The 24271-nt window shown below is 40.7% G+C and carries 28 protein-coding genes; 7 read left to right on the top strand and 21 right to left on the bottom strand.

The features are described from left to right. Positions 1-396: 396 nt before the first annotated feature. On the top strand, positions 397-930 hold the full coding sequence (locus HJP15_RS19500) for a gamma carbonic anhydrase family protein (RefSeq protein WP_054206552.1): 534 nt from the start codon (positions 397-399) through the stop codon (positions 928-930). On the opposite strand, the gene HJP15_RS19495 is transcribed toward HJP15_RS19500, so the two are convergent. Then, a complete protein-coding gene (locus HJP15_RS19495; RefSeq protein ID WP_054206553.1) occupies positions 927-1181 on the bottom strand; it encodes a DUF1488 family protein in 255 nt (84 codons plus the stop codon). The genes HJP15_RS19500 and HJP15_RS19495 overlap by 4 nt on opposite strands. After that, positions 1178-2002 carry a shikimate dehydrogenase gene (gene aroE / locus HJP15_RS19490; protein ID WP_170174406.1) on the bottom strand — a complete coding sequence of 275 codons (825 nt, stop codon included), beginning with the start codon at positions 2000-2002 and terminating at the stop codon, positions 1178-1180. Before aroE ends, HJP15_RS19495 begins: the two co-directional genes overlap by 4 nt. A gap of 68 nt (positions 2003-2070) precedes the next feature. Here aroE and HJP15_RS19485 point away from each other — a divergent pair, with 68 nt between their 5' ends. Beyond that, positions 2071-2508: a group II truncated hemoglobin gene (locus HJP15_RS19485; RefSeq protein ID WP_054206555.1), complete on the top strand. Its 438-nt coding sequence runs from the start codon at positions 2071-2073 to the stop codon at positions 2506-2508. 88 nt (positions 2509-2596) lie between these two features. Further along, entirely contained in the window at positions 2597-4204 is a 1608-nt protein-coding gene (locus tag HJP15_RS19480; protein ID WP_054206556.1) for a methyl-accepting chemotaxis protein, read from the top strand. Between the two features lie 35 nt (positions 4205-4239). Here HJP15_RS19480 and hemF read toward each other — a convergent pair whose 3' ends face one another. From hemF to HJP15_RS19450, 6 genes are all read right to left on the bottom strand, one after another. Next, positions 4240-5190: an oxygen-dependent coproporphyrinogen oxidase gene (hemF, locus tag HJP15_RS19475; protein WP_064435994.1), complete on the bottom strand. Its 951-nt coding sequence runs from the start codon at positions 5188-5190 to the stop codon at positions 4240-4242. A gap of 2 nt (positions 5191-5192) precedes the next feature. Next, positions 5193-5774: an L-threonylcarbamoyladenylate synthase type 1 TsaC gene (tsaC, locus tag HJP15_RS19470; RefSeq protein WP_054206558.1), complete on the bottom strand. Its 582-nt coding sequence runs from the start codon at positions 5772-5774 to the stop codon at positions 5193-5195. 21 nt (positions 5775-5795) lie between these two features. Beyond that, positions 5796-6368: a DNA topoisomerase family protein gene (locus tag HJP15_RS19465; RefSeq protein ID WP_054206559.1), complete on the bottom strand. Its 573-nt coding sequence runs from the start codon at positions 6366-6368 to the stop codon at positions 5796-5798. 110 nt (positions 6369-6478) lie between these two features. Further along, positions 6479-6952, bottom strand: coding sequence for a DUF494 family protein (locus HJP15_RS19460; RefSeq protein WP_170174405.1), 474 nt, complete (start codon positions 6950-6952; stop codon positions 6479-6481). 29 nt (positions 6953-6981) lie between these two features. Then, entirely contained in the window at positions 6982-8067 is a 1086-nt protein-coding gene (gene dprA / locus HJP15_RS19455; RefSeq protein WP_054206561.1) for a DNA-processing protein DprA, read from the bottom strand. Positions 8068-8096: 29 nt separating this feature from the next. Then, positions 8097-9218: a LysM peptidoglycan-binding domain-containing protein gene (locus HJP15_RS19450; RefSeq protein ID WP_054206562.1), complete on the bottom strand. Its 1122-nt coding sequence runs from the start codon at positions 9216-9218 to the stop codon at positions 8097-8099. Positions 9219-9336: 118 nt separating this feature from the next. Here HJP15_RS19450 and def point away from each other — a divergent pair, with 118 nt between their 5' ends. From def to trkA, 4 genes are read left to right on the top strand one after another with little or no spacing between them, the layout of a single operon-like run. Then, positions 9337-9843, top strand: a complete 507-nt coding sequence (def, locus tag HJP15_RS19445) for a peptide deformylase (RefSeq protein WP_054455816.1) — start codon at positions 9337-9339, stop codon at positions 9841-9843. A 27-nt stretch (positions 9844-9870) separates the two neighbouring features. Next, positions 9871-10824 carry a methionyl-tRNA formyltransferase gene (gene fmt / locus HJP15_RS19440; protein ID WP_170174404.1) on the top strand — a complete coding sequence of 318 codons (954 nt, stop codon included), beginning with the start codon at positions 9871-9873 and terminating at the stop codon, positions 10822-10824. Continuing rightward, entirely contained in the window at positions 10817-12115 is a 1299-nt protein-coding gene (gene rsmB / locus HJP15_RS19435) for a 16S rRNA (cytosine(967)-C(5))-methyltransferase RsmB (RefSeq protein WP_064435991.1), read from the top strand. The genes fmt and rsmB overlap by 8 nt, the downstream gene beginning before the upstream one ends. Positions 12116-12131: 16 nt before the next feature. Then, positions 12132-13508: a Trk system potassium transporter TrkA gene (trkA, locus tag HJP15_RS19430; RefSeq protein WP_054206566.1), complete on the top strand. Its 1377-nt coding sequence runs from the start codon at positions 12132-12134 to the stop codon at positions 13506-13508. A 105-nt stretch (positions 13509-13613) separates the two neighbouring features. On the opposite strand, the gene HJP15_RS19425 is transcribed toward trkA, so the two are convergent. From HJP15_RS19425 to HJP15_RS19365, 13 genes are all read right to left on the bottom strand, one after another. Beyond that, positions 13614-13829, bottom strand: coding sequence for an EF-hand domain-containing protein (locus HJP15_RS19425; protein WP_054206567.1), 216 nt, complete (start codon positions 13827-13829; stop codon positions 13614-13616). Positions 13830-13917: 88 nt separating this feature from the next. Continuing rightward, complete coding sequence (locus HJP15_RS19420) at positions 13918-14130, bottom strand: EF-hand domain-containing protein (protein WP_170174403.1); 213 nt, start codon at positions 14128-14130, stop codon at positions 13918-13920. A 71-nt stretch (positions 14131-14201) separates the two neighbouring features. Next, positions 14202-14414, bottom strand: a complete 213-nt coding sequence (locus HJP15_RS19415) for an EF-hand domain-containing protein (RefSeq protein WP_054206569.1) — start codon at positions 14412-14414, stop codon at positions 14202-14204. A 491-nt stretch (positions 14415-14905) separates the two neighbouring features. Then, entirely contained in the window at positions 14906-15391 is a 486-nt protein-coding gene (locus HJP15_RS19410) for an OsmC family protein (RefSeq protein ID WP_064435989.1), read from the bottom strand. Positions 15392-15406: 15 nt separating this feature from the next. Continuing rightward, positions 15407-16000, bottom strand: a complete 594-nt coding sequence (locus HJP15_RS19405) for a DUF998 domain-containing protein (protein WP_170174402.1) — start codon at positions 15998-16000, stop codon at positions 15407-15409. A gap of 410 nt (positions 16001-16410) precedes the next feature. Then, the gene (locus HJP15_RS19400) at positions 16411-16623 is read right to left on the bottom strand and encodes an EF-hand domain-containing protein (protein WP_054206572.1); all 213 of its coding nucleotides are present in this window, start codon (positions 16621-16623) and stop codon (positions 16411-16413) included. 136 nt (positions 16624-16759) lie between these two features. Then, positions 16760-16972: an EF-hand domain-containing protein gene (locus HJP15_RS19395; RefSeq protein WP_170174401.1), complete on the bottom strand. Its 213-nt coding sequence runs from the start codon at positions 16970-16972 to the stop codon at positions 16760-16762. A 74-nt stretch (positions 16973-17046) separates the two neighbouring features. Continuing rightward, complete coding sequence (locus HJP15_RS19390; protein ID WP_054455827.1) at positions 17047-17259, bottom strand: EF-hand domain-containing protein; 213 nt, start codon at positions 17257-17259, stop codon at positions 17047-17049. A 735-nt stretch (positions 17260-17994) separates the two neighbouring features. Next, complete coding sequence (locus tag HJP15_RS19385; RefSeq protein ID WP_054455830.1) at positions 17995-18681, bottom strand: flagellar brake domain-containing protein; 687 nt, start codon at positions 18679-18681, stop codon at positions 17995-17997. A 69-nt stretch (positions 18682-18750) separates the two neighbouring features. Continuing rightward, positions 18751-20202 carry a TrkH family potassium uptake protein gene (locus HJP15_RS19380; RefSeq protein WP_054206576.1) on the bottom strand — a complete coding sequence of 484 codons (1452 nt, stop codon included), beginning with the start codon at positions 20200-20202 and terminating at the stop codon, positions 18751-18753. A gap of 50 nt (positions 20203-20252) precedes the next feature. Next, the gene (locus HJP15_RS19375) at positions 20253-20867 is read right to left on the bottom strand and encodes a YigZ family protein (protein WP_054206577.1); all 615 of its coding nucleotides are present in this window, start codon (positions 20865-20867) and stop codon (positions 20253-20255) included. A 68-nt stretch (positions 20868-20935) separates the two neighbouring features. Next, positions 20936-22258, bottom strand: coding sequence for a Xaa-Pro dipeptidase (gene pepQ, locus HJP15_RS19370; protein WP_054455833.1), 1323 nt, complete (start codon positions 22256-22258; stop codon positions 20936-20938). Positions 22259-22356: 98 nt separating this feature from the next. Continuing rightward, positions 22357-24243 carry a transglycosylase SLT domain-containing protein gene (locus HJP15_RS19365; RefSeq protein ID WP_064435983.1) on the bottom strand — a complete coding sequence of 629 codons (1887 nt, stop codon included), beginning with the start codon at positions 24241-24243 and terminating at the stop codon, positions 22357-22359. Between the last annotated feature and the right edge of the window lie 28 nt (positions 24244-24271).

The raw sequence follows: 24271 nt of genomic DNA, 5'->3' as shown, positions 1-24271 counted from the left end.
ACAGATGATTGCTTTATATTGTTAAAGAACGTTGCGATTAAAGCGCTTTGCTTTATCTCGCTAGGGCTGCGCATGTTACGCTTTCCTATTTTTTTGTCAACACTTAAATTTAAACTTTATAAAAATTCAAACTCAAGTTTTACTCGACTCACTGATTAACTCTTGCCTCGCTAAGCGTTGCTGTCTGCCGTCTCAGTGGGGTCGCATTATAGGGCGCGGCTGATTTTACGCAAGCGTTATTTGAAGAAAACTTGAAATAAAGTACTGTTCGTTCGGTTTACGAGCTAAACACCTTGAAAGTGCTAGTTTAGTGAGCAACATAGATCCATACTGGCCATTTTATTAGCTCTGCTGCTATCATCAGATTCAATCACTTTCATTTTATTAGGTGTTTTTATGACTATCCGTTCCTATAAGGGAATAACCCCTACTTTTAATCAATCTGTTTATATTGATGAGTCCGCTGTTTTAGTTGGTAATATAACGCTAGGTAAAGATAGTAGTGTATGGCCATTAGTCGCAGCACGTGGAGACGTTAACTATATATGTATTGGTGAACGTACTAATGTACAAGATGGCAGTGTGCTACACCTTACTCGTCCAAGTAAAAGTAACCCTGATGGTTATCCGCTTATCATTGGTGACGATGTTACTGTTGGCCATAAAGTAATGCTGCACGGGTGTCGGTTAGGTAATCGTATTTTAGTCGGTATGGGCGCTATTGTAATGGATAACGCGATAGTTGAAGACGATGTGATTATTGGAGGCGGTTCATTAGTCCCACCAAACAAACGTTTAGAGTCTGGTTTCCTCTATGTTGGCAGCCCAGTAAAACAAGCCCGCCCTTTAACAGAGCAAGAGCTGAGCTTTTTAAAAGTGTCAGCCATCAATTATGTTGAGCTCAAAGATGAGTACCTAGCTGAAGGTTAATTCAGCACTGCAACAACAATCTCTCCCGCCGAGTTATACTCTTCATCTTCGATTAGTTGCTCGGCAATATCTTCATAGTCAAAACGTACAGCTTCAAAGTGCGCCTTAGCCGCTTGCTGATCTGCCAATGCTAGACTTTGCGTATCAATAACACATTTAACCATTAAGCCACTTACTTGGGCAAAAAACGTTAACTGCTGGCTTTGCACATTAAATTCAAATCGATCTATAAATTGAATTGCTTGATTCATATCAATTCTCCAGCTTTTAATGATCGCACAATAGGGAGTATTGCTGGCATTTTATCACGCCAAACAAAGTAAGCTTGTGCTGCTTGCCCAACGAGCATACCGCTACCATCTAGTACGCTAATATCGGCTTTGTAATCCTGTGCCCATTGCATAAACAGAGTGCTTTGTAGTGAATAAAACATATCATATACACATTTACAATTATTAAGGTGCTTTTTGTCGAGTGCTGGCAACTCACCCAACATACTACTAGATGTAGAGTTTACAATTAGTGAGTAATCACCTTCAGGTAAATCATCAAATCCATAGCCTGTCACTGCGCCATATTGAGCAAACAGCTGTGCTAATGCTTTGGCTTTTGCCGCGGTGCGATTGACGATGATGATTTCACTCGGCTGCTGTGCCAGTAATGGCAATACAACCCCTCGCGCCGCACCACCAGCACCAATCAGTAAAATACGTTTACCTTTAATAGAAACTTTATTTGCGAGCAAGTCATTAACAAAGCCAACACCATCGGTGTTATCACCTAATAAGCGGCCATCATCTAGCAGCTTTATTGTATTCACAGCACCGACAATGGTGGCAAGCTCAGTTCGCTCATCAACTAATTCATATGCTTGCTCTTTAAATGGCATAGTTACGTTGGCACCATTACCACCAGCAGCAAAAAAATCAGCAACCGCTATTTTAAAGCCATCTATTGGTGCTAGTATTGCCCGATAATCGATTTTCTCGCCCAATGAGGTTGCAAATTGCTTATGTATCGCAGGGGATTTTGAGTGTTTAATGGGATTTCCAAAAACTGCATATTTGTCCATATTCGAGCAACCTCTTTGTTTAGTAATATTACAGAGTAACTTACTGCTAATTAACGATGATAAAAACTATGATTAAACGACTCTTTTCTAAATCGAAACAACCTGAGCCACAGCAAGCACCTACTCCCGAAAAAACGCCTTACCAAATGATGGGGGGAGAAGCTGGCGCATTTGCACTTGCAAATAGATTCTACGACATTATGGCCACCGATGATTACGCTAAACCGTTATATGATATGCATCCTCAACCATTAGATCGTATTCGCCAAGTATTTTTTGAGTTTTTATCCGGTTGGTTAGGCGGCCCTGATTTGTTTGTAGAAAAACATGGTCACCCTATGCTGCGTAAACGCCATATGCCTTTTCCTATCGATCAAGATTTACGCGATCAATGGATGTATTGTATGGATAAAGCGTTAGATGCTGAAATTGATAATCCTTTATTACGAGAAGGGTTACGAAAATCATTGGCGCAGCTTGCCAGTCACATGATCAACCAGCACTAAAGCGATTTTAATCTTTTAAGTTTGCGCTATATCAATGTCGTACTCTTCTAAATACAGATAATAACGCTATCTTGTTTAGAAGAGTATTATGCGCGTGAAATCCATCCAACATAAAATTTATGCATTACTGGCAATCACCGGCGTGCTAGTACTTTTTGCAAGTATTTTCAGTAGTTCAAATCAGCAACATACCCTTGCCCAGGAAACAATTGCCAGCAACATTAAGCTACTTGCTGATAATTACTTTGATTCCATCAATACCATGATGCTCACTGGCACAATGGCGAATCGAGAAATACTAAGCAGCAAATTACGTAATCATCCAAATATTGAAGATGCCCATATAATCCGTAGCCCCATTGTAAACAAACTTTATGGCCCAGGCGCTGCAAACCAAGCTCCAAGTAACGACGCAGAGATTGCAGCACTTAATGGAAAAGAAGACCTTTTCATTGAACAACAGCAAAGTACGCGTTATATGACCTATTTAAAGCCGATGCTTGCAAGCAGTGATCATAAAGGAACGAATTGCCTTGGTTGCCATCAGGCGCAAGAAGGTGATGTATTAGGGGTTGTAAAAATTAGTTATTCACTCGCAGATATTGAAACAAAAGTAACGCGAAATACACTTATCAATACAGCCCTGCTATCTACGCTTTTTGTAACTGCTTTTTTATTATTGGGTTTACTCTTTAGAAGAATATTCATTAAACGCCTCAATAACATTGATCGCATGATGCACCTAGCCACTAGCAATAATGATTTAAGCCTCAAAATTGAGGATAACAATAACGATGAGTTAAGCTCCTTAGCAAATAGCTTTAATCAGATGATAAGTGCCTTTAAAGAAAATATTGCGCAAGTGTCACATTCATCAAAAGTGTTGATTCATTCTGCCGAAGCCATTTATGCCTCTGTCGATGCGACTGAACAATCAATATTAAGCCAAAAACAAGGAACAGACTCTGTTGCGGCTGCAATTAATGAACTGGAAAGCTCATCTAACGAAGTTAAAAATACCACTCACTTTGCTTCAGAAAAATCGGAGAGTAGTAATGTGCTTGCACAACAGAGCTTACGCGTTGCTGAGCATACGCAGGTAAGCATAAATCAACTCGCTGACGATGTTCGTAGCGCAGCCCAGCAAGTAAGTCAGCTACAAGCTCAAACCTTAGAAGTGGGAAAAGTACTTGAAGTGATCAGTAGCATTGCTGAACAAACTAATTTACTCGCGTTAAATGCTGCAATAGAAGCAGCAAGAGCGGGAGAAGCTGGTCGAGGCTTTGCTGTTGTCGCCGATGAAGTTCGCACTTTAGCAACACGTACTCATGATTCAACAGACGAGATTAAACGCACAATAGATAAGCTACAATCAGAAGCCTCGCAAACCGTCACTATGATGAGTAACTCGTGTGAAGAAGCTGATGATAGAGCGCTACAAGTTAAAAAAGTTGCACAGGCTTTAAAAGATATTTCCTCTCAGATGAGCGAAATTAATCAGCTAAATGTACAAATTGCTGATGCAACAGAACAGCAAAGCTTAGCTGCTGAAGAAATTAATCAAAGTGTTGTGGCAATCAGTGATAATGCGGAGCGCTCATTAGTCGATGCCAACGACAATCAAAAAATAAGTGAAGAACTATTATCGCTAGCTCGCTCGTTGGATGAGCAGGTCAGACGTTTTAAATTAAATTAAGGTGCGGCGCTAAATCAATTAGCGCCAACTCGGTATTATAATTGCCAGTCTCGGGCAACTAATTGCTCCGGTTCACTACTTAGCCATGCTTGTGGCCTCAAGTAGAACTGGTAAAGCTGCGCTTCAGGACTTTCTGCCCCTGGCGTATAATTATATTCCCAGCGCGCAAGTGGCGGCATAGACATTAAAATAGATTCTGTACGGCCACCTGTTTGCAAACCAAACAACGTACCGCGATCCCACACTAAATTAAACTCAACATAACGACCTCGGCGATAAAGCTGGAAGTCACGTTGTTGCTGTGTGTACTCGTCGCTTTTACGACGTTCTATAATCGGCACATAAGCATCGAGAAAGCCATTACCAACAGCTTGCATAAAAGCAAAGCTTTGCTCAAAGCCATGCTCATTCAAGTCATCAAAAAACAAGCCACCCACACCACGAGTTTCATTACGGTGCTTGATATAAAAATATTCATCGCACCACTTTTTATAGCGAGGATACACGTCATCGCCAAAAGGAGCGCACAGATCATGCGCCACTTGGTGCCAATGCTTAACATCATCAAATACAGGATAAAAAGGTGTTAAATCGAACCCGCCACCAAACCACCAAATAGGTTCTTCGCCTTCTTTTTCTGCAATAAAAAATCGCACGTTTGCATGGCTAGTTGGTATATGCGGGTTTTTAGGGTGAATAACTAACGACACCCCACAAGCATGAAAACTACGTCCAGCGAGTTCTGGCCTATGTGCGGTAGCAGATGCAGGCATCGATGCACCAAACACATGAGAGTAGTTAACGCCGCCTTGTTCTATGATATTTCCATCACGAATGACGCGCGTTCGCCCTCCGCCCCCCTCTGCACGTTGCCAGCTATCTTCAACAAACTTAGCGTTAGTATCAGCGCGCTCTAAGCCTTCGCAAATAGTGTCTTGCAAAGCTATTAAATACGTTTTTACTTGTTCAAGCAGATTACTGTGCATGTTCATCCTCTAAATATTTTACCGGTCATTACATCTTTAATAGTGCTTGGCTGAGTTCGGCCACCTAATGGCTCATCAACATAAAACGCAACCTGTTGATCAAATTCACTCTTCGCCATTTCAATACTGGTTACTGTATCTTGCCCTGATAAATTAGCACTTGTCGACACTAAAGGCTTACCAAGTTCTTGGCATAAACGCTTAACCGTTGGGTGATTTGTTACACGTACCGCAATGGTATCAAACTGCCCTGTTAACCATTTTGGTGTATTTTTAGCTGCAGGCATTACCCACGTAATCGCCCCAGGCCAACTAGAAAAAATATCAGCGCGTTTATCCATAGGAATTTTTGCGTCATCAACATATTTTAGTAACTGACCATAATTATCAGCAATTAAAATTAAGCCCTTTTCGACTGGGCGTTGCTTGATCGCTAATAATTTTTCAACGGCGTGTTGGTCGTCTGGGTCGCAACCTAACCCATATACTGCTTCAGTTGGATAAACAATAACACCCCCTTGCTGCAAAGCAGTAAGGGCGGTTTTAGGCACAGAGGTTGAATCGGCCACAGGAATTCTCCACATACAAAAAGTTAAAGCTGCTAATTAGTCGCTCACCGTCAATTTATGCGAGCAATTTTTCTGGGGGCATTGTAACACATCACTGTTCGCCATCTTCTTTTGTGTCATCACTGGCCACTGGCATTGTGGGCAAGTGTGTTCAATAGGTTTGTGATTTAAAGTGTACTTACAACTTGGGTAGCTGTTACATGAGTAAAAGATTTTTCCAAATTTATTACTACGTGCAACTAGCTGCCCTTTAGTACATTTAGGACATGCAGGTAATACGTCTTCATTTTCTTTAGGCTCGTCATGGGCAATATAATGACATTCAGGGTAGCCTGTACAACCAATAAACATGCCATAGCGACCATTTTTAACCACCAGCGGGTTTGCACATTCAGGGCAAGGGCTATCTTCTAGAACCTTGATTTGCTGAGTATCATGCTGTACTAAAGAGCGAATAAAGTCACATTTAGGGTAACTTGCACAGCCAAGAAAAGGACCTGACTTGCTATTACGAATAACTAACTCAGAACCACATTGAGGGCACACTTCGTACTCTTTTTCTAAGGCGTGTTGGTTTGCAGAGAAAAGTGAATGATCAATTTTGCTCATGTGTTTCCAAAGCGGTTGGTTAATTTTCGCCTAATATACCCAAACTAATTTAAGATACAAGCATACCCACCTAAATCCTCTAAAAGCACACGTATTGAAAAAGTCGATGTTTAATGTAAAACCTCAGCGGGCTCATTAAAAATAATTTTTTCCATTTGAGAATAAGCAAACTCGGAACCAGGCACATTAAATAGCACCATTAGTATTACCCATTTTAAATCATCAATCGTTATAAAAGGTTTATCTAAAGCACGTAAGCGATCCACGACCATTTCACGAACCGCACTATTTATAATCCCAATCTGCTCTATAAACATTAAAAAACCACGGCACTCAACACAAAGCATCTCACATTCACTCTCTGTAAAAATACGTACCGCATGTTGTGGATAAGCATTGAGATAAGGAATTTCATCACTGTGCTGTAGTTCAGCTAATTGCTCTAGCCAATTCAATGCTTTGTATATTTCGGGCTTATTGAAGCCCGCACGTAATAACTCATCTGTGAGTTCATTATGCTCAGCATAAATTTCAGCTTCACTATGAATATAATTTTCAAAGAGGTACATGAGGATATCGAACATGTTACTTCCCTTATATAAGTATCTATAATCTAGCGAACTCGGATATAGCCATCTAATACCCGCTCGACCCGGTCTTCAAGCTCAAGATCAAGTAAACGTGCTTGTACTTTATCTATCGGCCATTGGCTACGCTGAACAATTACATCGACTGCAGTCACTTCAAAACCTACACTACAAAGTACTTCGCATGTGGGTTCGTTAGTCGGCGCTTTCTCTATATTATATAGACTGTTTTGACAGGAAAAGCTTACTTCATCTAAAATATCACTGACATTTTCGACTAATTTTGCCCCTTGCTTTATTAAAAAGTGACTTGCTTCTGATAGCGGGTTTTTAATTGAACCTGGCACAGCAAACACTTCTTTATTTTGTTCCAGTGCATAGCGTACTGTAATGAGTGAGCCGCTTTTAATTTGCGCCTCGACAATTAATACACCGAGTGATAAACCCGATATTATGCGATTTCGGCGCGGAAAATTATTACCATTAGCGGCTGTGCCAGGTAAAAACTCACTCACTAATAAGCCATGTTCACATACTTTATCTGTAAGCAGCTTATGCCGTTTGGGATAATACACATCAACTCCTGTGCCAAGTACTGCAATCGTTTTACCGTTGCCCGCAAGCGCTCCTTTGTGGGCTGCACCATCAATGCCAAGTGCCATTCCTGAGGTAACAGTTAACCCTGCAAGAGTAAGCTGATGCGCAAACTCAGCCGCTATTTCTAGCCCTGATGGTGTAGCATGACGACTGCCAACAATCGCTATTTGTGGACTATTCAGTAGTTCTAAATTACCGCGGCAAAATAATAACAAGGGTGCACTAGCCACTTCTTTTAATAACGGGGGATATAAGGGGGAATCAAAATAATTAATTGCAGTTATATCTGACTGAGCAATTAATGTCTGATAGTAATCGACTTGCCGCCAATCAGTAGCAAGTAAGTTGCTAGCGATTTGTGAACTAAGGCCGCACTCTACTAACTGCTCGTGGTTAAGTTCAAATAAACACTCTAATGGCTGGTTTTGCGCTAGAGCCAGTAAAGTTTTAACACCCAAGCCTTTACATAAATAAAAGGCAAGCCAGTGTGCAAGCTTGCCTGAAGAATTTTCCATGCTCTCTCCTTAGAGCACTCAAACCTGATTTAATTTATAACTGCAAAATCACCGATGCGGATTGGGTGCTGGTTTTTTACGATTAAAGCGTAGCTAACTTTTTCATGTACTTTAAATACCATTAGCTCGCCAACTTTTTCTTTTGGCATATGCCACACTGTAGAGTTTTTATCTGGCTCAACCCCAAAAAATTCATCGCTCTTTTTCATGAATTTTTCAAGGCTATTAGAATCTTCTTCATAGCGAGGGCCATTACGTCCATCAAACACTGTAGGTGATTGACGTTCAATATCTAAAATATGGCCTGCTTTAATATTCTGCTCTAAACCTAAGTTTAGCACTACAATATCCATTGTGCTGAATTCTCTTAATCTACTTGTTGCTGCAATAATGTTACCTGTAATCGGCTCATCTGGGCGCTGCATTTTAAAATAAGCAGGCAATGTCTGCCCTTGCATTGCTGGCATTAAGAAATCAGTGGCTCTGATCTCCTGTTTAGCCTCAGTCACTTTAACAGAGGAAGGCACTCCTTGTGATAAATCACCTTCTCTGAATACGCGCCCTATACCCACTAATTGTGATTTATATGCCAGTGCTTTATTCGTCTCAGGATCAATATACGCTTTGCCTTTACGATAAATCGCATAAGCTTCATGCAATTTAAGCTCGCCTTTAACATACACAATATGACCTTCGGTGTTCATTTTAGTGTTTACATTAGCACCTAAAATATAAGGTTTTTCCGCTATCTCTTTTCTACTTAGCGCTTGCTCATAAGTCAAATAAGGGCGTAATAGCTCAAGTGGCAAAGTTGGGATTGCATTACGACCTTTTGGTGTAATTCGTCCATGTGGGGACAATTTTTTATAACCTGAATTAATCACTAAGCGTGGATTTCCGTGCTCATCATAAATCAAAGAAAGGGCATCGCCGGGATAAATAAGGTGTGGGTTATCAATTTGCGGATTCATTTGCCAAAGCTCAGGCCACAACCACGGCTTATTTAGATAGATAGCTGAAATATCCCAAAGCGTATCACCTTTTTTTACAACATACTGTTTTGGCGCATCTTTTTTTATATTTAATACATCGGCTACCGATGGAAATGCAGTACTTAGTGCCAACACTGCTGCGAATAATGGGTATTTCATTGAGCTTCCTTGTGGTGTTTTTTCATTATTATCAACCAAAACCTGTTAAAGGTGAACGCGAATGGCTAAAATAAGAGCATACAATACCCTAAATTAAGCACAAGTGAAAAAGGTTACTATGGCTAGGTTAGAAGTTTTAAGATTTCCAGATGAACGTTTACGTACAATTGCAAAAGAAGTAACGCATGTTGACGACCAAATTCGTCAAATTGTAAAAGACATGCTAGAGACTATGTACGACGAGAACGGCATTGGATTAGCCGCAACCCAAGTTGACATTCATCAACGCATTGTCGTCATTGATGTATCAGAAGAACGCAATGAACCCTTGGTGTTGATCAACCCAACGATTATAACCCAAGCGGGTGAAACAGTCAGTGAAGAAGGTTGTTTATCTGTACCGTATTCTTACGCAAAAGTTGATCGCGCAGAAACAGTATCTGTAAAAGCCCTTAATGAGAAAGGTGAAGAGTTCACTTTAGATGCTGATGAACTTTTAGCTATTTGCATCCAACACGAGCTTGATCACTTAATTGGTAAGTTATTCATTGATTACTTATCCCCGTTAAAGCGTCAACGTATTCGTAAAAAACTTGAAAAAGAAGCCAAGCTTGCAGCGCAATAAGTACCTTAGAATTAATTAGGAAGTTCAGTGACACAACCATTACGCATTATTTTTGCCGGTACGCCCGATTTTGCTGCGCGCCATTTACAAGCTCTTATCGATTCAGAGCATCAAATTGTTGGCGTATACAGCCAACCTGATCGCCCTGCTGGTCGCGGAAAAAAACTCAAAGCCAGTGAAGTAAAAGAACTTGCGCTGGCGCATGAATTACCTGTTTTTCAACCGGCCTCATTAAAAAGTGACGACGCACTCACTGAACTAAACAACCTTAATGCCGACATTATGATTGTTGTTGCATATGGACTGCTGTTACCTAAAGCTATTTTAGATGCACCTCGCTTAGGCTGCTTAAACGTACATGGTTCAATTTTGCCACGCTGGCGCGGTGCTGCACCAATACAGCGTGCTATTTGGGCCGGGGATACTGAGACTGGCGTCACTATTATGCAAATGGATGAAGGCCTAGATACCGGCGACATGCTGCATATTAGCCGTTGCCCTATTGATGCGACTGAGACCAGTGCCAGCCTATACAATAAGCTTGCTGATTTAGGCCCAAGCGCACTTATCAACACCATCACTCAATTGGCTAATGGTGAAATTACACCACAAGTACAAGATGATGAACTGGCTAACTATGCTAAAAAGCTCTCTAAAGAAGAGGCAAACATTGATTGGACAATGGACGCTGCACAGATTGAACGTAACATTCGTTCATTCAATCCGTGGCCAGTGTGTTTTACCCAAATGGGCGAAAACACTGTAAAAGTATACCAAGCCAATGTTGTTGAACAAACAGGCCCTACAGGCACTGTTTTACAAAGCGATAAACACGGCATTGTGATTGCCTGTGGCACTAACGCACTTAATATCACGCAAGTACAACCACAAGGCAAAAAGCCAATGGCCATTACTGACTTTTTAAACGGCCGAGCAGACTGGGTAACTCCTGGTACAATATTAGGCGAAAACAATGAGTAAAGCTCCCAACATACGCGCGCTTGCCGCCGAAACTTTATATAACGTCGTAGATAAAGGCGCATCTCTAAATCAAGAGCTGCCTTTTGCAAGCCAAGGTTTACCCCCTAAAGATAAAGCCTTATTACAGCAAATTTGTTACGGTGTACTGCGTTATTTGCCAAGCTTAGAGAATTATTGCCAGCATTTAGTTGAACAACCTCTCAAGGGAAAGCGCCGTATATTCCAGTTTTTGCTGTATGTTGGCATTTACCAACTACAACATATGCGTGTTCCACCTCATGCAGCTATCAGTGAAACAGTAAATGCTTTAGAGCAGCTAAGAGCTCTGGGTCTAAAAGGTTTGATCAACGCTATATTACGCAGCTTTCAGCGCCAGCAAGAAGAGCTAGAAGAAAAAGCCAAACAAATTCCGGTCTGTTTATACAACCACCCAAACTGGTTTATCAAACAAGTTACCGAAGCGTACCCTGACTCTTGGCAAGCACTGTTAGAAGCCAACCAACAGCAAGCACCAATGTGGTTACGTGTTAATCAAGCGCAATATAACACAGCTGAATATAGCGAGATGCTTACAGCCAATGATATCGCACACACATTAAATGCTGACTTTCCTGATGGCATTAAGCTAGATAAACCACGAGATGTTTTCTCATTACCCGAATTCGACACCGGCGCATGTTCAGTACAAGATGCTGCAGCACAATTAGCAGCACGCTTTTTAGATCCAAAAGCTGAAGAGCACATTTTAGATGCGTGTGCTGCCCCTGGTGGTAAAACATGTCATATTTTAGAGCTTGCTGATGCCGACGTACTTGCTCTTGATTGCGACGAAACACGCCTTGAGCGCGTAAAACAAAACCTTGTCCGTATTGGTCTAGGTGCTGATTTACAATGTGCTGATGCTTCTCAACCACACAAATGGTGGGACGAACAACAGTTTGACCGCATTTTATTAGATGTCCCTTGCTCCGCAACAGGCGTGATCCGCCGCCACCCTGACATAAAATGGTTGCGCCGTGCCTCTGATATCAATGATCTTGCAACATTACAAGGTGATATTCTAAATAACATTTGGCCGTTACTTAAGCCCGGTGGTACCTTAATTTATGCAACGTGCTCGGTATTACCACAAGAAAACCAATTACAAGTTGCTAAGTTTTTAGCAAACAACAATGACGTTGAGCATATTCCGCTACATGATAACGACACGCCAGCAAACCCAGGTCTGCAATTGCTGCCCGGTGAAAGCGACGGTTTCTATTATGCCAAACTTGTAAAAAAACACTCATAAGAAGCTCAAGTAAACCATGAAAATAATCATACTCGGTGCTGGACAAGTAGGCGGAACGCTCGCTGAAAACCTCGTAGGTGAACAAAACGAAATCACGGTTGTTGATATTGATGGCAACCGTTTACGTGAGTTGCAAGATAAGTACGACCTGCAAGGTGTGACAGGACACAGTGCACACCCAGACGTACTACGCCGCGCCGGTGCGGAAGACGCCGATATGATAATAGCAGTGACCAGTTCAGATGAAGTGAACATGGTCGCTTGCCAAGTTGCTTACAGTATATTTAAAACGCCCACTAAAATTGCACGTATTCGCTCAGAGCAATACCTAAAGTACCGTGAAAAATTATTTCAAAATGATGATTTACCGGTTGATCACTACATTGCACCCGAGCAATTGGTCACCAAGTATATTCGTCGCTTGATTGACTACCCAGGGGCTTTACAGGTTTTGCAGTTTGGTGATGGCATGCTCTCGTTAGTGGCTGTTAAAGCATACTACGGTGGCTTATTGGTTGGTTATGCGCTATCAGCCTTAAAAGAGCATATTCCTAACGTTGAAACGCGTGTTGCTGCCATTTATCGCCAAGGTAAAGCAATAAAGCCACTCGGCACCACCGTTATTGAAGCAGATGATGAAGTATTCTTCCTCGCTGCAACTAAGCACATTCGAGCAGTAATGAATGAGCTACAGAAGCTCGAGCGTTCATACAAAAAAATTATGATCGCAGGTGGCGGTAATATCGGTGCAGGGCTTGCCCGTTCACTTGAAAAAAATCACAGTGTAAAGTTACTCGAACGCAGTAAAGAGCGTGCCGAGCAGCTGTCTGAAATGCTCGATAACACCGTGGTGTTTTGTGGGGATGCATCCGATCAAGAGCTGCTATCGGAAGAGCACATAGAACAAGTTGATGTGTTTATTGCGGTGACTAATGACGATGAAGCAAACATCATGTCGGCCATGCTTGCCAAACGCATGGGTGCACAAAAAACCATGGTGCTTATTCAGCGCGGTGCGTATGTTGATTTAGTGCAAGGTGGTGAAATTGATATCGCCATTTCACCGCAACAAGCAACAATTTCAGCGCTGCTTACTCATGTTCGCCGTGGTGACATTGTAAATGTGTATTCTTTACGTAAAGGTGCGGCAGAAGCGATTGAGGCTGTTGCCCATGGCGACGAAAACACATCAAAGGTTGTAGGGCGTGCAATTGCTGATATCAAGCTTCCTGCAGGGACTACTATTGGTGCAATCGTTCGTAACGATGATGTATTAATTGCGCACGACGACACGGTTATTCACTCTGGTGATCACGTTATCATGTTTTTAATTGATAAAAAGCATATCAACGTCGTTGAAAAACTATTCCAAGTAAGTGCTATTTTCTTATAAGAAAATATGCTTTATATACCGGTTCAATTAAAAAAGCAGCTTAAGTTAAGCTGCTTTTTACGTATATGAAGTGAAGTGTTCATTTTATTTTCCGCTAAGGAAAGCTTATTGTGCCTTGGCGAATTCTTCTTTTGATAACTCACCGTTTTGATCAGTATCTAAGTCTGCAAATATCTCTACAAGGCGTGTATTTACCGATGCCTCTTCTTTGGAAATAGCACCATTACCATCGGTATCAAATGATTCAAAGGTAACCGCAGCAAATGCTGCTGATGAAGCTGCAAGGGCCAAAATAGCAAATGTTGTATTAATATGTTTCATCGTTTTATTCCTCATAAATAAAAAGTAGTATTTTTACTTTTCATTATATTGGTATCGAAAATCTCTTTAAGAAATCACTTTATAAAAATTAAGCTTTTGCAAACTCTTCTACAGAAAGCTCACCATTCCCATCGGTATCTAGTTCAGAGAATAAGCTTATTAGCTCTGCATCCACTGATGCTTCGCTTTGGCTGATTGCGCCGCTGCCATCAACATCTAACGTGTCAAAGTCGGTTGCAGCGAATGCTGCTGAAGATGATGCTAATGCGATAAGTGCTAATGTTTTATTTAATGTATTCATAGTTATATTCCTTCAAATTTACAATGCTTGGTTTCAAGCTCGCCAGCTAAACGCTGGCACTAAGGTTAACGTTACGCGTTCGAGAACTCTTCTTTTGAAAGCTCACCGTTACCGTCGGTATCTAATTCGGCAAATTTGCTCATTAAATCTGCATCCACTGATGCTTCGCTTTGGCTGATTGCGCCACTGCCATCAACATCTAACGTGTCAAAGTCGGTTGCAGCGAATGCTGCTGAAGATGATGCTAATGCGATAAGTGCTAATGTTTTATTTAATGTATTCATCGTTATATTCCTTCAATATTTATGTTTACGAACGCTATATAAACTACCGAGGGCAATCTCATTTCGTTCAATACAAGCTAACTATTACAACTTCGGTGCCAACTCTAAATAGTTATTTAAAATCATGATGTTGATAGTTAAAAAGGAAGAATAAAAAGGTTTAACCACTCTTTTTTGTGGCCAATTAGCAACAAGTCACTTTACATAAAAATTAAATCAATAATAATCAATAGCTTAGTTTTTTAATAAATGACACAGTTTTATCTTTCATACGCTTTTTTAGCTCACTTTTAGAGTGTCTAAAATCGTATTGCAACTGAATAGCCATAGTTTAAAAAATAAACCTGTAAAACAACAAGCTTAAGACTTTGATTTTAATTGATTTAAAAATATATTTTAACAGAAAAGAAAATAACGGAGCTGGTTTTTGCTTAAAAGTGTGGTTTGTTGCCATTGTGCGAAATCACAATGGCAAAGCGGTTAAATTTTGCTTATAACCGAGTGTCTCTAAAATAGACAATGTCAGTGACTATTTTAGTTTTTACTGAGTTGGCAATAAAACACAATTCATGCGCTTGGTGATGAAAAGATTCCAGTTGCTCAAAGCTCAACGCTTGCCCCTCTGACGGTGTTACCTTCGGCTTTAATGTAACCAGTGTCATAGCGACTTTACCCGCATCGTCTTTTTCCATCACGCCGACAGCATTATCAATATAACTATCAATTTTAATTTTATGTTTTGCAGCAATAGATAAAAAGAACAACATATGGCAGCTCGACAACGAAGCGATAAATGCCTCCTCTGGATCGACATTTTCAGCAACCGAATACGGTAGTGGCACTATATGCGGAGAAGATGATGCCGCCACGCTTAGACCACCATCAAACTCCCACTGATGAGATCGACTGTATTTGTTATCTATAAACAATTCATCTGCTTTACGCGTCCAGTCAATTTTCACTAGATACTCTGACATTTCAATTCCTCTTATTTAGATCACCCACGAAAATGCACTTAGCCACAATAGCTGAATACCATAAGATACACGCTGATAAACCCCTGCGTGCTTTCTTGCCTTAAACGCTTTAGCCAACAACACTAAAAAGTAAATTGTAAATCCGGCCGACACCGCTGAAAACCACCGAAAAATAACCGACACACTCCCACTAAAAACCACCAGCAACGGCGCAATTAGCAATGAAAGTAACATAATAAAACCAGCCCAAGAGTGGATATTGCAACTCACAGTTGGCGTTTTTATATAAGGATCTGCATCCATAGGGAAATAACCAGCCACCCAAGTTCCTATACCATGAACAATGACTAGCCAAGCAACTAGATTAATGAGTATAGATGCGTCATCAAATGCAAGAACATGCCAGCCAAATAGGCAAAAAAGTATGCCTAGTGGGTAATTGTTTATAAGGGGAGATAATTTTTCTGTAGGGCTACCAGTGGCACCAAGCTCACTGCAAAATTGTTTTCTATGACTGTAATTTGGGTAAAACCGACCAGCCACATAAACACCTACCACAATCCATATACTGGCTATAATTGCGGCGTACGAAGAAATTAGCGATAACATTACTCACCTCCATGTATGAATTAACGCCTTGATAATAAACTTATTTTCCAAACCTGTATACCCAAACCACCTCAATATGCGAGCGTCGTTGGAGTTAAAAGCGACTTAGACAAGGCATTGATTGCAAATAATGGTTGCTCCTTTGTTAAAATCAATAACGCAGTATAAATCGCTTTTAAACCAACCCTCTGGGCGTTTCATAGGCGCTTACTCTCTACGTTGTTACTTCTTAAAAGGGACGACTATTATTGCAATAGTAACGCCTTGATATTAAGCCCCTGTGGAACGCTGAATTCTGCATCTTGAGGTGGTTTGGGTATAAACGTTCGATAAACAAACAAAAAAGCAGCCGGGAGTGCGGCTGCTTTAGAATAAAATGACCAGGGAAGAATCAATTTTAAAAAATCATATTATGCTTTAGAGAACTCTTCTTTTGATAACTCACCGTTTTGGTCAATATCAAGCTCTGTAAATTTCCCCATAAGTTCGGCATCAACTGATGCTTCGCTTTGGCTTATTGCGCCATTGCCATCAACATCTAGCGTGTCAAAGTCGGTTGCAGCGAATGCTACTGAAGACGATGCTAGTGCGATAAGTGCTAATGCTTTATTTAATGTGTTCATAATTAATATTCCTTCAATGTACTATCAAAAAATTGGTTTCAATACTGGTTAAAGCCGTCCTTGCTATCCTTTATCATAGGTTCCTTTCCCATTTAGGTTGTCTTTGGCAACTCAGGATAAACTAAGTATTCAGGTATTAAGCTTGTGAAAACTCTTCTTTTGATAACTCACCGTTTTGGTCAGTATCAAGTTCTGCAAACTTTGCAGAAATAGTCGCATCAACTGATGCTTCTTGCTGGCTAATCACGCCATTACCATCAACATCTAGCGTATCAAAGTCGGTTGCTGCAAATGCTACTGAAGACGATGCGAATGCGATAAGTGCTAATGTTTTATTTAATGTGTTCATAATAAATATTCCTTGTAGATAAATTAAGAATGGAAGTCCTTTTCAGAGATCCCTTTAGTAAAAGAATGCCTATATTACGACTTTGAGAACTCGTCTTTAGACAACTCACCGTTACCGTCTGTATCTAGTTCAGCAAATTTAGCCATAAGCTCTGCATCAACTGACGCTTCGCTTTGGCTGATTGCGCCGCTACCATCAACATCTAACGTATCAAAGTCGGTTGCAGCAAATGCTGCTGAAGATGATGCTAATGCGATAAGTGCTAGTGTTTTATTTAATGTATTCATAATAAATATTCCTTCAATGTTTATGGTTTAGAACAAAGTAGTAATCATGTTTTCGTTCAGTACAACTAGACTATTACAACTTCGATGCCAACATTTATAAGCTCAATAAAATCAAAAACTTAAAGAGTTTAGCGCGGAATTTAGAGGTATTTGCTGTGCTTTTTGTTGCTAAATAGCAACAAAATAAAGGAGGGTAAAATTAAAACTCAATTTATCAGTGACTTACGTAAAATAAAAAAGACACAAAACAGCATCAAAACGAAAAATCATTCTCTATGAGCATCTTTTGAAACACGGAAAAGCTTAATGTATATACAGATAGCTTGAAGTTAAATTTAATTTTAAAAATAAACCGTTGATAAGTAATGACTATTAAAATAATTAAACCGATTTTGAGAAGAGTTACATGATTTTCACCATTTTGTTGCAAAATAGCGAAAATCATCAAATTTAAACAAGCATCTCTATGGCGTGTTGACCTTTGTGGATTGAAATTTGTTCGATCTAGGGGCGATTTAATCGCGGCGCGAGGTTTTTAACCTAGCGGGCTCGATAACTGCTCCTGCGTTATTCTACTAGCTCACATCCATGTGAGAATAAGTAAAAACCGAGCAAAGCTTTCGCGTCCTGCTCACGGCCCTTACCTACATCCGTGTAGGTAACAAAGAGTTAATCGCCCCTAGGAAGAACCCTTTGGGCAGCGCATGTTTGGCATTTATACTGCTGAAAAATCAATCACGAAAGGTCAACACGCTCGAGTACTGAGAGGTCAATAAAGTGATCCTTCATGAAGGATTTCATTTCCTCTTCACTTGCCGTTAACTGAATACCAAACTGTGAGCCTGTAGCATGGGTTTTGATACTGCATATTTGTCCACTAAACTCTGTGACGCCTTTGTTATTTTTATCTAATACTATATTGCATTGTGTGTTCTTTAATTTAGTCAGGTCATCTTTGCCTTTTACATCAAACATCACACCCGTCACTGAGATATCCTTAATCACCCCATGTAATTCTCGCTCATCGCTGAGTTTTATTGTTGCAGGTAGTAATGTCGGAATACGCGTTTGTGAGCGTAACCTAAATAGCTGAACTTGGGTTGGGAAGTTTAAATAAATAAGTCGTGCTGGGTGCGATGATACCGACAGTATCTGTTGACGAAAAGCAATAACCTGCCCACCACCGCTTTCGAGCACAGCCCTAACAATGACAACAACACCGTCTTTTAAGTATTCACCAGCATTACTTAAACGCTTGGGCGAGGGATAATTTAATATAACGAACCTATCATTTAAAAAACCGACAAACTCCGTTTTAATACGCTTACTCGTGGTGGGTGTTAAAACCTCTACATCGACAATACTGCCAGCCGTTATGTGCGCTAAATTCTCTAAATTTAATTGTTGTTTTGTTTTTGGCATATCCTTTCCAACTACATATCAATGTTCTAATGCAACAAATGGCCTGAATACTTTTCAAGTCATAACTGATTAACCGCGCCAAAAGGTCGGGGTAAATAATACTAACAAGGTGAATATCTCTAAGCGCCCAAACACCATCGCAATCGTTAATAACCACTTGGCACCATCACTGATCGCGCCATAATGGGCAGCAACATCCCCCAAACCTGGGCCTAAATTATTTAAACATGCAGCCGTAGCTGAAAACGCCGTAATGTTATCCATACCAGTGCCCATTAAGGCTAACATGATTATTACGAACACCAGCGCATACGCAGAGAAAAACCCCCATACGGCCTCAACAACCTTATCAGGCAAGGCTTTACGACCCAGCTTGATAGAATAAATAGCCCGAGGATGAACCAAACGGTTTAACTCTCGCACGCCTTGCAGATAGAGTAAAAAGACTCTCACAACTTTCATACCGCCACCGGTCGAGCCTGCACAGCCACCAATAAAACTCGAAAAAACCAACAATATTGGCAAAAATAATGGCCACGCAGAGAAATTGTCCGTGGCAAACCCCGCGGTAGTACTAATCGACACTGCTTGAAAAAGTGCCTGATCGAGTGTTTCATCACCGTTAGCATAAACATTATTTGAAGACAGTACCGTAAAGCACACAACCACCAGCGCTAACTGTATAAATAAAAACACTTTAAACTCAGGATCACGTAAATATACGTTGAGATTACGACTCGATACCGCAGCGTAGTGCAACGTAAAGTTAACAGCTGCGATAATTAAAAACACCACGCAGATAAAGTTAATTAATGGGCTATCAAAGTGCCCCATAGACGCGTCATAAGTAGAAAATCCACCTATCGCAATTGTAGAGAAAGCATGACAAATCGCATCAAACCATTCCATGCCAGCGGCCCAATAAGCAAGCGTACAGGCAACTGTTAACGCGACATAAATATACCAAAGATGCTTGGCTGTATCGGCTATTCGCGGCGTCATTTTTGAATCTTTAACAGGCCCAGGTGTTTCAGCGCGATACAGCTGCATACCACCAACGCCAAGCATAGGTAAAACAGCCACTGCAAGTACGATTATCCCCATACCGCCCAACCACTGCAGCTGTTGGCGATAAAACAAAACTGATTTAGGAAGGTACTCAATACCAGTAAGCACAGTTGCCCCAGTTGTCGTTAGACCTGAGAATGCTTCAAACACAGCATCTGCTAAAGATAAATTTGGCTCTTGTAAAAAGATTAGCGGCAAGGATGCAAACGCACCTAGTACCAACCAAAATAGCACCACGATTAAAAAGCCTTCGCGGGCTTTTAAATCCCCTTGCTCATGTCTATTTGGGTAGTACGCAAGTAAGCCAATAACAACACTAAATATAAAAGCGAGAACAAATGGCACACCGCCACCATCTTTATAAATAAGCGATACAATTGCCGGCGGCACCATGGTGATACTAAACAGTACAACGAGTTGGCCGAGAATTTTAATGATGGTACGAAATTGCATTGAGCGATCGCTTTTTATAGGGTAATGGTTAGTGAGTAATGGTTATTGTCTTACTCTTTAATACTTAACTCAACCGCACCATGGCTCAAATCATAAATATCTTTTATGGCTTGCTTAGCTTGGCGGCTATCAATAGTAATAACCCATTCAATATTAGCAGTAAATTGTTTTTCGATATTAAGTACTTGGTACTGTGTTTTCAGCAACTGCTCTATCGCTCCTTGTGCACTGTAATCACTATAACCAATCAGCTCCACACTGGGGACTTTTAAGGTTGTTGTTAAATGCGCCAACGCATTATTGAGTGATCCACCATAGGCTCGCACTAAACCACCGGTTCCTAACTTTATACCACCAAAGTAGCGCGTAACCACAGCTGTGATCTCTCCTAAACCAGATCCTACCAGCACATTTAGCATTGGCTTACCCGCCGTGCCGTTAGGCTCGCCATCATCAGAAAATCCATACACATGACTACCGCCCGGGTTACCTGCTACATGTGCCCAACAGTTATGACGCGCATCACTGTACTTTTCTTCAATACTTTTAATGAATGCTTTTGCACAGGCTAAATCGGGCGTATGTGCAATGTGCACAATAAAGGTGCTTTTTTTAATTTCTTCTTGATGAAACACATCCGCTGCGGGGTATTTATATTCTGACATACTTTAGTTAACCAATATTCAACCAAAAAAATGGGGCCATATGGCCCCAATCATTCAAACTTAGATAATTAAGCTAAGTTTAGATCACGCGTCATATTTTCTAAGCTGTCTTCGTGTACGATAATGTTATCTTCGATACGAATACCACCAAATGGTTTAAACGCTTCAACTTTTTCCCAGTTAATAAACTGTTTGTTGTCGGTTTGCGCTAAATCACCTAATAGTGAATCTATGAAATATAAACCAGGCTCAATGGTGAACACTTGGTTTTTCTCAATCAAACGAGTACAACGTAAGAAAGGATGCCCTTCTGGCGGCGCTTGATGCGCACCACTTTCATCAGCCATAAAGCCGCCCATGTCATGTACTTGCAAACCAAGATGATGGCCAAGTCCATGCGGGAAGAAAGTAGATGTAATACCGCGCTCAACAATTTCAGCTGCGGGTAGTTTAACAATATTAAAGTCACTCAGTACTTGCGCTACACGCTGGTGGCAATCTAAGTGAAGCTCGCCATATAGCATACCCGGCTTTAACGCTTTCCCTAATGCAACTTGATGATCAGTCATTACATTGATTAAATCAGCAAATTCACCTGATTTTTTAAAATCGTAGGTACGGGTAATATCAGCGGCATAACCGTTAAAATTAGCACCAGCATCAATTAAGAATGAATGATGTGCGTGTGGCGCTTTAGGATCAAAATGCGTGTAATGCAAAATAGCGCAGTTTTCGTTAAGTGCCACAATATTGCCGTACGGCATTTCATTTTCACTTTGACGTGTAGCGATTAAGTAAGCTTGTTGAATATCAAACTCTGAGCCACCATTAAAGAAAGTGTCGCGCGCTGCTTTATGACCATCAACTGCAATACGGTTTGCTTGGCGTAAACATTCAAGCTCATATTGAGTTTTATACGCACGATGATAGTTAAAGTAATTAAGTACTGGCTCAGGGTTCATAATATTAAAACCGAGCGCTTGTGCAACTTCTAAGTACTCACCAATATAAGCATAATTTGCTTTATCGTACGGTAATAGCTTTTCAACTTGATCAGGCTTAAGTAACAGCTCAATATCAAAGTAGTCAGCCCAAAAATCACGCGGCTCATCAGGTACTTTATGCCAGAAATCAACAGGGCGATAAAATATTAACTTTGGCTTATCAGTCCCATTTATAACTATCCAACAATGTGGGTTATCGATTACAGGTAACCAAGCTTTAAAATGCGGGTTAACTTTAAACGGATAATACATGTCATCTAAAAATTGGCGCTTAGCTTGTCCTGAGTGGATCACTAAACCTTCTAATCCTTCACGCTCAACAATAGTTTGAGTACGCTGCTGCAGTGTTGCAATATGTTCGGCGTATAAAACGGCTAATTTATCCATAGTAAACCCATCTGTTAAATTTAACTTGCACTGAGTCTATCATAGACTCATATATCCCCAAACCACCAGCAGATGCACTAAAGCATCTGAGGGGATCTTTACCCACCCATTTTCATTTCTAAAATAGGCGCTAATATATTCCCCTCACGCCCCAAACGCGTGTGGTAAACCTGTCTATAAGCGAATACATTCTTAACATAGTCGCGTGTTTCTCGATACGGAATAAGCTCTACCCATAACTCCGCAGGCATCGCCTCTTTTGGTAACCAACGCTTTATGCGATGATACCCTGCATTATATGACGCTGTTGCAAGCACCTCGTTACCTTTATTTTTCTTTTTTAGATACTCTAAATACTCAGTACCTAAGCGAATATTGGTTTTGGGTTGATTTAAACGACTTCCTGACACTCTACTCTTATTTACATATTTAGCGGTACTAGGCAATAATTGCATTAACCCTCGAGCATTGGCATGCGAACGTGCGTCGGGCGCAAAGGAACTTTCTCGACGAGAAATCGCAATACTCCAGGTCACATCAATGTGGTTACGTTTACTGTAGCGCTCAAATAAATCTTGAAAGGCAAATGGAAAACGCAGCTCCACATAATCCCACGCTTTAATTTGCGCTAAGGTGTAAATAGTACTGTCGTACCAATCAAGTTCGGCAGCCAATTTTGACGCTGCCAATTTCTCTTCTTCACTTGATGTATTCGTTAAATAATTCCACTCTCGTCGTGCTGAAGTAAAGCGTTTTAACTCATACAACGCTTTTGCCCGTTTAAAACCTGGTGCATTAGCAACATTAAGCATCAACTTGTCACTCACTAGTAAAGGTTGATTATTCAACTGCACGGGTAATCCCAAGCGCGCAGCTGCTAAAAAGCCATAATAATCTCGCTCTTGCGCAACTCCCTGCCAAATTGTATTTGCTCTTTCCTTATCACCACGTTGTTCTAAACTATAGGCCAACCAATATTGCTGACCGAGGCTGAGATTTTCTTTACCAGTAAAAAACGCCACAATGCCCGACCAATCTTGAGTTTTGAGCATATTACCCAATTGCCATTGCATCAATTTACGGTCTTGGCGCTCTTTAGGTACTTTACTTAACCAAAAACGTGCTTCTTCATGGCCACTTGAAGCAAGCGCTAACGCAAATGTATAATAAACATCAGCTTTTTGCTCATCGGTGTAATCAAACATCGCGTCTAGTTTTTCCCACGCTTTAAGTGCTAAAGCCTTATCACGCCAAATTAGTCGCTTAATACCATAATGGGCTATTTCACCTTCTTTAACTGATTTGTGCTTATAACGATATAAACCCGCCGCAGAACTTGGATCACTGCGTACTTTACTGTACAGATCGGCCAAATATTGTTCTTTACGAGGCAGCAACGTCTTTAAATAAGGTAATAAGCTACGCGTACCACCTTGAGCAGACAAAGTTATACGTTGCCACACTAACTCTTCACTCATATAACCTTGCTTGCGCCATAGGCTAAATAATGAATCACACTCTTTGGGCTGTGACTTACCTACCACCCATAAATCGGTGACCTGATTAAAAATTGCTTTTTTTGGGGCACCCAAATCCAGCTGGTATTTTAGATAAGTACAAGTCAGCTCATTATTTCTAGTGGTACGGTAATTTTGTATATATGCAGCTTTACGATTATGCTTTTGTAAATGCTGTAACCATGCTTTACGTACTGGCCACTCCAATGGTGTGTGTTCGTAAATTGATAAATAATTTTCTATCTCAGATTGGCGCTCAATACTTGGGTTTCGTTGCCAATACATTTTTTCAACGTACGGCTTAAGTGGATGATCGAGCTGTATTGCCGCTTCCTTAAACTCTTGATAACTTCCATTTTTAGCTATTTTTTCAGCGCTTAAAAATGCCTTATGGGCAGAATCGGCTTGGGCAGAAAAAAAAGGAAAGAGTAATGCCGCTGCCGTAAAACCTAACAATTGTTTTTTCATGATGACCTTAAATATTCAAAGGTAAATA

Origin of the sequence: Pseudoalteromonas sp. NEC-BIFX-2020_002, assembly GCF_013002825.1 — a bacterium.
GTDB lineage: Bacteria > Pseudomonadota > Gammaproteobacteria > Enterobacterales > Alteromonadaceae > Pseudoalteromonas > Pseudoalteromonas neustonica.
Note: the sequence above shows the minus strand (reverse complement) of the source record. Positions and strands in the feature narration are given on the sequence as shown.

What these genes read in the sequence shown, in the direction of transcription:
- HJP15_RS19375 (WP_054206577.1), bottom strand. Translation starts at nt 20,867, where the DNA reads ATGTCAGAATATAAATACCCCGCAGCGGATGTGTTTCATCAAGAAGAA.
- HJP15_RS19425 (WP_054206567.1), bottom strand. Translation starts at nt 13,829, where the DNA reads ATGAAACATATTAATACAACATTTGCTATTTTGGCCCTTGCAGCTTCA.
- HJP15_RS19465 (WP_054206559.1), bottom strand. Translation starts at nt 6,368, where the DNA reads ATGAGCAAAATTGATCATTCACTTTTCTCTGCAAACCAACACGCCTTA.
- HJP15_RS19395 (WP_170174401.1), bottom strand. Translation starts at nt 16,972, where the DNA reads ATGAACACATTAAATAAAACATTAGCACTTATCGCATTCGCATCGTCT.
- HJP15_RS19460 (WP_170174405.1), bottom strand. Translation starts at nt 6,952, where the DNA reads ATGTTCGATATCCTCATGTACCTCTTTGAAAATTATATTCATAGTGAA.
- dprA (WP_054206561.1), bottom strand. Translation starts at nt 8,067, where the DNA reads ATGGAAAATTCTTCAGGCAAGCTTGCACACTGGCTTGCCTTTTATTTA.
- rsmB (WP_064435991.1), top strand. Translation starts at nt 10,817, where the DNA reads ATGAGTAAAGCTCCCAACATACGCGCGCTTGCCGCCGAAACTTTATAT.
- HJP15_RS19380 (WP_054206576.1), bottom strand. Translation starts at nt 20,202, where the DNA reads ATGCAATTTCGTACCATCATTAAAATTCTCGGCCAACTCGTTGTACTG.
- trkA (WP_054206566.1), top strand. Translation starts at nt 12,132, where the DNA reads ATGAAAATAATCATACTCGGTGCTGGACAAGTAGGCGGAACGCTCGCT.
- HJP15_RS19495 (WP_054206553.1), bottom strand. Translation starts at nt 1,181, where the DNA reads ATGAATCAAGCAATTCAATTTATAGATCGATTTGAATTTAATGTGCAA.
- HJP15_RS19450 (WP_054206562.1), bottom strand. Translation starts at nt 9,218, where the DNA reads ATGAAATACCCATTATTCGCAGCAGTGTTGGCACTAAGTACTGCATTT.
- HJP15_RS19485 (WP_054206555.1), top strand. Translation starts at nt 2,071, where the DNA reads ATGATTAAACGACTCTTTTCTAAATCGAAACAACCTGAGCCACAGCAA.
- HJP15_RS19390 (WP_054455827.1), bottom strand. Translation starts at nt 17,259, where the DNA reads ATGAATACATTAAATAAAACACTAGCACTTATCGCATTAGCATCATCT.
- HJP15_RS19400 (WP_054206572.1), bottom strand. Translation starts at nt 16,623, where the DNA reads ATGAACACATTAAATAAAGCATTAGCACTTATCGCACTAGCATCGTCT.
- HJP15_RS19365 (WP_064435983.1), bottom strand. Translation starts at nt 24,243, where the DNA reads ATGAAAAAACAATTGTTAGGTTTTACGGCAGCGGCATTACTCTTTCCT.
- HJP15_RS19410 (WP_064435989.1), bottom strand. Translation starts at nt 15,391, where the DNA reads ATGTCAGAGTATCTAGTGAAAATTGACTGGACGCGTAAAGCAGATGAA.
- HJP15_RS19415 (WP_054206569.1), bottom strand. Translation starts at nt 14,414, where the DNA reads ATGAATACATTAAATAAAACATTAGCACTTATCGCATTAGCATCATCT.
- HJP15_RS19480 (WP_054206556.1), top strand. Translation starts at nt 2,597, where the DNA reads ATGCGCGTGAAATCCATCCAACATAAAATTTATGCATTACTGGCAATC.
- pepQ (WP_054455833.1), bottom strand. Translation starts at nt 22,258, where the DNA reads ATGGATAAATTAGCCGTTTTATACGCCGAACATATTGCAACACTGCAG.
- HJP15_RS19405 (WP_170174402.1), bottom strand. Translation starts at nt 16,000, where the DNA reads ATGTTATCGCTAATTTCTTCGTACGCCGCAATTATAGCCAGTATATGG.
- tsaC (WP_054206558.1), bottom strand. Translation starts at nt 5,774, where the DNA reads ATGTGGAGAATTCCTGTGGCCGATTCAACCTCTGTGCCTAAAACCGCC.
- HJP15_RS19500 (WP_054206552.1), top strand. Translation starts at nt 397, where the DNA reads ATGACTATCCGTTCCTATAAGGGAATAACCCCTACTTTTAATCAATCT.
- HJP15_RS19420 (WP_170174403.1), bottom strand. Translation starts at nt 14,130, where the DNA reads ATGAATACATTAAATAAAACATTAGCACTTATCGCATTAGCATCATCT.
- hemF (WP_064435994.1), bottom strand. Translation starts at nt 5,190, where the DNA reads ATGCACAGTAATCTGCTTGAACAAGTAAAAACGTATTTAATAGCTTTG.
- HJP15_RS19385 (WP_054455830.1), bottom strand. Translation starts at nt 18,681, where the DNA reads ATGCCAAAAACAAAACAACAATTAAATTTAGAGAATTTAGCGCACATA.
- aroE (WP_170174406.1), bottom strand. Translation starts at nt 2,002, where the DNA reads ATGGACAAATATGCAGTTTTTGGAAATCCCATTAAACACTCAAAATCC.
- def (WP_054455816.1), top strand. Translation starts at nt 9,337, where the DNA reads ATGGCTAGGTTAGAAGTTTTAAGATTTCCAGATGAACGTTTACGTACA.